A 6393-nucleotide genomic window follows, 5' to 3' on the forward strand; every position below is an offset into this window, starting at 1 on the left:
CAGCCGGTCAGCGGTGTCATACCCGTAGCTGTCAGCCGCCGCCACCGTCGCCGGGCAGGTGCCCGCCGGAGCCCCGGCGGTCAATCCGTGTCGTCGGGCCGGCCTGACTCGCCGCGCCAGCTGGCCAGCCGGCCGGCCCGGCTGACCGCGCGCAACCGCCGCTCCGCCTCGGGTCTGGACCGCCGCGCCGAGACCAGCAGCGCCTGGTCACCCCGCATGAGGCGGGTGTTCTTGTCCGGGACGAACGCCCGGCCGTCGCGGACGATGAGCACGACGGCGGCGTCCTCGGGCAGCCGCAGCTCCGGCAGGTAGACGCCGTGCAGCCGGGAGCCCTCGGGCACGGTCATCTGCATCAGCTCCGCGTCGAGCTCCTCCAGCGGCGCGGCCTCCACCTGGATCTCCCGCGGCGCCACCGGCGCGGCGATCCCCAGCCGCCGTGCCACCCAGGGCAGCGACCAGCCCTGCACGAGGGTGAAGACCACGACCAGCACGAACACGGTGTCGAAGACGATCTGCGCCCCCGGCACCCGGGCGGTCAACGGGAACGTGGCCACGACGATCGGGACGGCGCCGCGCAGCCCCGCCCACGACATGAACACCTGCTGGCGCATCGGGAACCGGAACCAGGCGAGGCTGGCCGCCACCGACAGCGGACGGGCGAGCAGCAGCAGCGCCCCGCCCACCAGCAGCGCGGGCCCGACCGCCTCCGGCAGCCGGGACGGGGAGACCAGCAGCCCGAGCATGACGAACAGCCCGATCTGGGCGAGCGAGGCCATCCCCTCGGCGAACCCGATGCTCGCCGTTCGGTGCGGCAGCGTGGCGTTCCCCAGCACCAGCCCGCAGAGGTAGACGGCCACGAACCCGGAGGTGTGCGCCAGCGAGGCGCCGGCGAACGCGAGCACGCAGAGGGCGAGGGTGGCCAGCGGGTAGAACCCCGACAACGGGAGGGCGACCCGCCGCAGCAGCGCCGCACCGCCAAACCCGACGGCCAGCCCGAACGCCGCGCCACCGGCCAGCTCGGCGAGCACCTCCAGCGGCACGATCCACCACGGCCCGGTCGCGCCGTCGGTGAGCACGTCGGAGAGCACGACGACCAGCAGGATCACCGGCGCGTCGTTGAGCCCGCTCTCGGCCTCCAGGGACGCGGCGACCCGGCGCGGGAGGGGCAGCCGGCGCAGCGTGGCGAACACCGCGGCCGCGTCGGTGGAGCTGATGACCGCGGCCACCAGGAGGGCGAACCCCCACGACCAACCGAGCAGCGCCACCGTCACCCCGGCGGTGACCCCGATGCTCACCACGACGCCGAGCGTGGCCAGGGTCAGGCCGGGGCCCACGGCCCGCCGCACGTCGGCCCACCGGGTGGTGAGCCCGCCCTCGGCGAGGATCACCAGCAGCGCGGCGACGCCGAGGGTCTGGGCGAGCGAGTAGTCCTCGAACTGCACGCCGAGGCCGCTCTCGCCGAGGACCACGCCGATAGCCAGGTACAGCAGGAGGCTCGGCAGCCCGAGGCGGTCGGCCAGGCGCAGGGCGACCGCCGCCAGCAGCACGACGACGGCGCCGATGGCGAGCGCGACGGTGACCGTCGTGTTCACCGCTGGCGCCCCATGGGGGCAGTCTCCCGTACGGCGGGAACGGGCCGGCCGGGCCGCCGGGGCCCGGCGGGTCGCGCGGCCGGGACGCACCGGCGAAGCCGTTTGCCCGTTCGGGGAGAATGGGGAGCGTGAGTGCCCCCCACGGCCCCTTCGCCGCGCTGCCCCCGCAGGTCGACCTGCCCGCCCTGGAGCACCGCATCCTGGAGCGCTGGGAGACCGAGAAGGTCTTCGACCGCTCGCTGGAGGCCTCGGCCGGCCGCCCGCAGTGGAACTTCTACGAGGGCCCGCCGACGGCCAACGGCCGGCCGGGCACGCACCACATCGAGGCGCGGGCGTTCAAAGACGTCTTCCCCCGGTTCAAGACCATGCAGGGCTTCTCCGTGCCCCGCCGGGCCGGCTGGGACTGCCACGGCCTGCCGGTCGAGATCGCCGTGGAGCAGGAGCTGGGCTTCGCCGGCAAGCCCGACATCGAGCGCTACGGCATCGCCGAGTTCAACGCCCGCTGCCGCGCCTCGGTCGAGCGGCACGTCGACGCGTTCACCGAGCTGACCCACCGGATGGGCTACTGGGTGGACATGTCCACCGCCTACTGGACGATGGACCCGGCCTACATCGAGAGCGTCTGGTGGTCGCTCAAGCAGGTCTTCGACAAGGGCCTGCTCGTCGAGGACCACCGGGTGGCGCCCTACTGCCCGCGCTGCGGCACCGGGCTCTCCGACCACGAGGTCGCCCAGGGGTACGAGACGATCACCGACCCGTCGGTCTACGTCCGGCTGCCCATCACCGACGGCGAGTGGGCCGGCCAGGCCGACCTGCTGATCTGGACGACGACGCCGTGGACGCTGCCCAGCAACACCGCCGTCGCCGTCCACCCCGACGTGACCTACGTCGTCGCCCGCCCCGCCGGCTCCGACGACGTCCCGGTCGTGGTCGCGGAGCCGCTCCTGGCCGCGGTCCTCGGCGAGGACGCCGAGGTGCTCGGCCGCGCCCCGGGGCGGGACTGGGAGCGCACCCACTACCAGCGGCCGTTCGAGCTGGTCGAGTTCCCCGAGGGGGACGCGCACTTCGTCGTCCTCGCCGACTACGTCACCACCGACGACGGCACCGGGCTGGTGCACCAGTCCCCCGCGTTCGGCGCCGACGACCTCGCCGTCTGCCGCGGGTACGGCCTGCCGGTGGTCAACCCGATCGACCCGACCGGGCACTTCACCGCCGACGTCCCGCTGGTCGGTGGGCACTTCTTCAAGGCCGCCGACCCGACGCTGGTGCAGGACCTGCAGAACCGCGGCGTGCTGTTCCGCGAGATCCGGTACGAGCACAGCTATCCGCACTGCTGGCGCTGCCACACGCCGCTGATGTACTACGCCCAGCCGTCCTGGTACATCCGCACCAGCCAGATCAAGGACCAGCTGCTCGCCGAGAACGAGAAGACCAACTGGTACCCGGAGAGCATCAAGAACGGCCGCTACGGCGACTGGCTGACCAACAACGTCGACTGGGCGCTGTCCCGCGACCGGTACTGGGGCACCCCGCTGCCGATCTGGCGCAACGACGCCGACCCGGCGCGGATGGTCGCCGTCGGCTCGCTGGCCGAGCTGTCGGAGCTGACCGGGCGCGACCTGTCCGACCTCGACCCGCACCGGCCCTTCATCGACGAGGTCACCTTCACGCGGCCCGGCGAGGAGGGCACCTACCGGCGGGTCCGCCAGGTCATCGACGCCTGGTACGACTCCGGGTCGATGCCGTTCGCCCAGTGGGGCGCGCCGCACCGCAACCAGGAGCAGTTCCAGGCCGCCTACCCGGCGCAGTTCATCGCCGAGGCGATCGACCAGACCCGCGGCTGGTTCTACACGCTCATGGCCGTCGGCACGCTGGTGTTCGAGCAGAGCTCCTACGAGAACGTGCTCTGCCTGGGCCACATCCTGGCCGAGGACGGCCGGAAGATGAGCAAGCACCTGGGCAACATCCTGGAGCCCATCCCGCTCATGGACCGGCACGGCGCCGACGCCGTCCGCTGGTTCATGCTGGCCGGCGGCTCGCCGTGGTCGGCCCGCCGGGTCGGTCACGAGACGCTGTCCGAGGTGGTCCGCAAGGTCCTGCTGACCTACTGGAACACCGCGAGCTTCTTCACGCTCTACGCCGAGAGCAACGGCTGGGACCCGGCGTCGGCCCCCGCGCCGGCCCGCGGCGAACGGCCGCTGCTGGACCGCTGGGCGCTGGCGGAGCTGGCCGCGGTCACCCGCGACGTCACCGCGGCGCTCGAGCAGTTCGACACCCAGGGCGCCGGCCGGCTGATCGCGCAGTTCGTCGACGACCTGTCCAACTGGTACGTCCGCCGGTCGCGCCGCCGCTTCTGGGACGGCGACGCCTCCGCGCTGGCCACGCTGCACGAGGTGCTCGACGGCCTGACCCGGCTGATGGCGCCGTTCACGCCGTTCGTCACCGACGAGGTGTGGGCGAAGGCGGTCGTCCCGGGCCTGGCCGGGGACGCCGCCGTCGACTCGGTGCACCTGGCCTCCTGGCCGCAGGTGGACCAGGCCGCGCTGGACGACCGGCTGGTCGAGCAGATGGCGCTGGTCCGCCGGCTGGTCGAGCTCGGCCGCTCGGCCCGCACGGCGGCGAAGACCCGCACCCGGCAGCCGCTGGCCCGCGCCGTCGTCGCCGCGCCCGGGTGGAGCGCGCTGCCGCGCGACCTGGTGGCCGAGGTCGCCGACGAGCTCAACGTCGCGGAGGTCCTGGAGCTCGCGGCGGTCGGTGGCGACCTGGTCGACGTGAGCGTGAAGATCGACTTCCGCGCGGTCGGCCGGCGGCTGGGCAAGCAGGTGCAGGCCGTGGCGAAGGCGGTTGCCGCCGCCGATGCACCGGCCCTGGTGGCGGCCTACCGCACCGGCTCGGCGACCGTCGAGGTCGACGGCGCCCCGGTCCCCCTCGAGGAGGGCGATCTGATCATCACCGAGACCCCGCGCGAGGGCTGGACCGTGGCCAGCGCGAGCGGCCTGACCGTGGCGCTGGACCTGACGCTCACCCCGGAGCTGGAGCGCGCCGGGCTGGTCCGCGAGGCGGTGCGCCTGGTGCAGGAGGCCCGCAAGAACAGCGGTCTGGAGGTCAGCGACCGCATCGAGCTGTGGTGGACCGCCGACGGCGCCATGGCGCAGGCCCTGACCGAGCACGCCGAGCAGCTGGCCGGTGAGGTGCTGGCCGTCGGGGTGCACGCGGGCACCGCCGGGCAGGGCGAAGGCGTCGAAGGGCCCGAGGGCTCGCGGTTCTGGGTGGCCAAGGCCTAGCTGTCGCGAGGCCTAGCCGGAGGACGCCGGCGGCCCGCCGTCGCCGGCGTCGCTGCGGCGGGCCCTGGCCCGAGCGGCGAGGGTCCGGTCCGGCCGGCAGGTGCCGCACGGGGTGAAGCCGTCGGCGCGGGCCTCGTCCAGCGGCAGCGGGATGGTGCCGTGTCCCTCGAGGTGCGGGCACCCGCCCAGGTGGTAGCGCGGGTGCTCGTCGACGACCAGCACCTCGTCGGTGAGATCCAGGACGACGAGCAGGTCGGTGACCTCGACCTCCTCGAGCGGCGGCTCGTCGGGGTCGTCCTCCTGCGTCACCGCCCGCGCCGCGCTCGTGGCCGCCGCGCCCACCGCGGTCGCGCCGCCGGACGTCTCCCCCGCCGACGCCGCAGCCGCCGACGCCGGTGCGACCTCGGGCGCCGGCGCGGCGTGCGGCGCCGGCGTTCCGAGGTCGTCGGCCGGGTCGGCGACCCGCGTCGTCGGCCCGGCACCCGCGGGCGCCGGCGGCTGGGCGGCACGGGTGGGCTCCCTGGCACCGGCGGGATCCGTGGCACCGGGCGCGCGGGAGCGGCTCAGCGAGCGACGGGCCAGCACGATCAGGATCGCTGCCCCGGCACACGCGACGATGCAGGCCCAGTACCAGGCGGTCACCCCGGTCAGGAGGCCGGTGGCCAGCAGCCCGGCGCCCAGGAGCACCAGCCCCGCGGCACCCATGATCACGCGGAGGACTGTAGGCCCCGGCGCCTCCCGCCGCCCAGCGGCACGCTCCCGGTTCAGCCCTGGACCGGCGAGACCCGCAGGCCCGACTGCGGGGAGAACACGTGCGCCTCACCCGGGCGGACGGTCACGTGCACCACCTCGCCCTTCATGGGCGGCCGGCGCGCGTCGGCCCGCAGGATGAGCTGGTCGGACTCGGCCTCGACCCCCGCCTCGGCGGCCAGCCGGCCGTAGGCGAAGGCGTCGGAGCCCAGCTCCTCCACGATGAGCACCTCCACCGGGATGCCCTGGCCGGCGCCGACGAACTCCACCGACTCGGGCCGGAACCCCAGCGTCGCCGTCCGGCTGCCCTCCTGGGCCAGCGCCGCCAGCGCCTCCGCCGGCAGGGGCAGGGTGTGGCCGGCGACGACCGCGCCGGCCTCGGTGACCGGCACCGTCAGCAGGTTCATGGCCGGGGAGCCGATGAAGCCCGCGACGAAGACGTTGGCCGGCCGGTCGTAGAGGTTGCGGGGGGTGTCCACCTGCTGCAGCACGCCTTCGCTCAGCACCGCGACCCGGTCGCCCATGGTCATGGCCTCGACCTGGTCGTGGGTGACGTAGACGGTGGTCACCCCGAGCCGTCGCTGCAACGCCGCGATCTCGGTGCGGGTCTGCACGCGCAGCTTGGCGTCGAGGTTGGACAGCGGCTCGTCCATCAGGAACACCTGCGGCTGACGCACGATCGCCCGCCCCATCGCCACCCGCTGCCGCTGCCCACCCGACAACGCCTTGGGCTTGCGGTCCAGGTACGGCTCCAGGTCCAGGATCTT

At 74.3% G+C, this 6393-nt stretch carries 4 protein-coding genes; 1 reads left to right on the top strand and 3 read right to left on the bottom strand.

Annotated features, from left to right (window positions below; all coding sequences use genetic code 11):
- Window positions 1-80: 80 nt before the first annotated feature.
- Complete coding sequence (locus BD833_RS21950) at window positions 81-1592, bottom strand: potassium/proton antiporter (RefSeq protein ID WP_166535290.1); 1512 nt, start codon at window positions 1590-1592, stop codon at window positions 81-83.
- A 119-nt stretch (window positions 1593-1711) separates the two neighbouring features.
- Here BD833_RS21950 and ileS point away from each other — a divergent pair, with 119 nt between their 5' ends.
- The gene (gene ileS, locus BD833_RS21955) at window positions 1712-4876 is read left to right on the top strand and encodes an isoleucine--tRNA ligase (protein WP_243737883.1); all 3165 of its coding nucleotides are present in this window, start codon (window positions 1712-1714) and stop codon (window positions 4874-4876) included.
- 12 nt (window positions 4877-4888) lie between these two features.
- On the opposite strand, the gene BD833_RS21960 is transcribed toward ileS, so the two are convergent.
- Window positions 4889-5587, bottom strand: a complete 699-nt coding sequence (locus BD833_RS21960) for a hypothetical protein (RefSeq protein ID WP_166535291.1) — start codon at window positions 5585-5587, stop codon at window positions 4889-4891.
- Between the two features lie 53 nt (window positions 5588-5640).
- Window positions 5641-6393: ABC transporter ATP-binding protein (locus BD833_RS21965; protein ID WP_166535292.1), on the bottom strand; the 753-nt coding region annotated here is incomplete at its 5' end.

The sequence above is a fragment of the Blastococcus xanthinilyticus genome (assembly GCF_008124835.1).
In the GTDB taxonomy this organism is placed as follows: domain Bacteria; phylum Actinomycetota; class Actinomycetes; order Mycobacteriales; family Geodermatophilaceae; genus Blastococcus; species Blastococcus xanthinilyticus.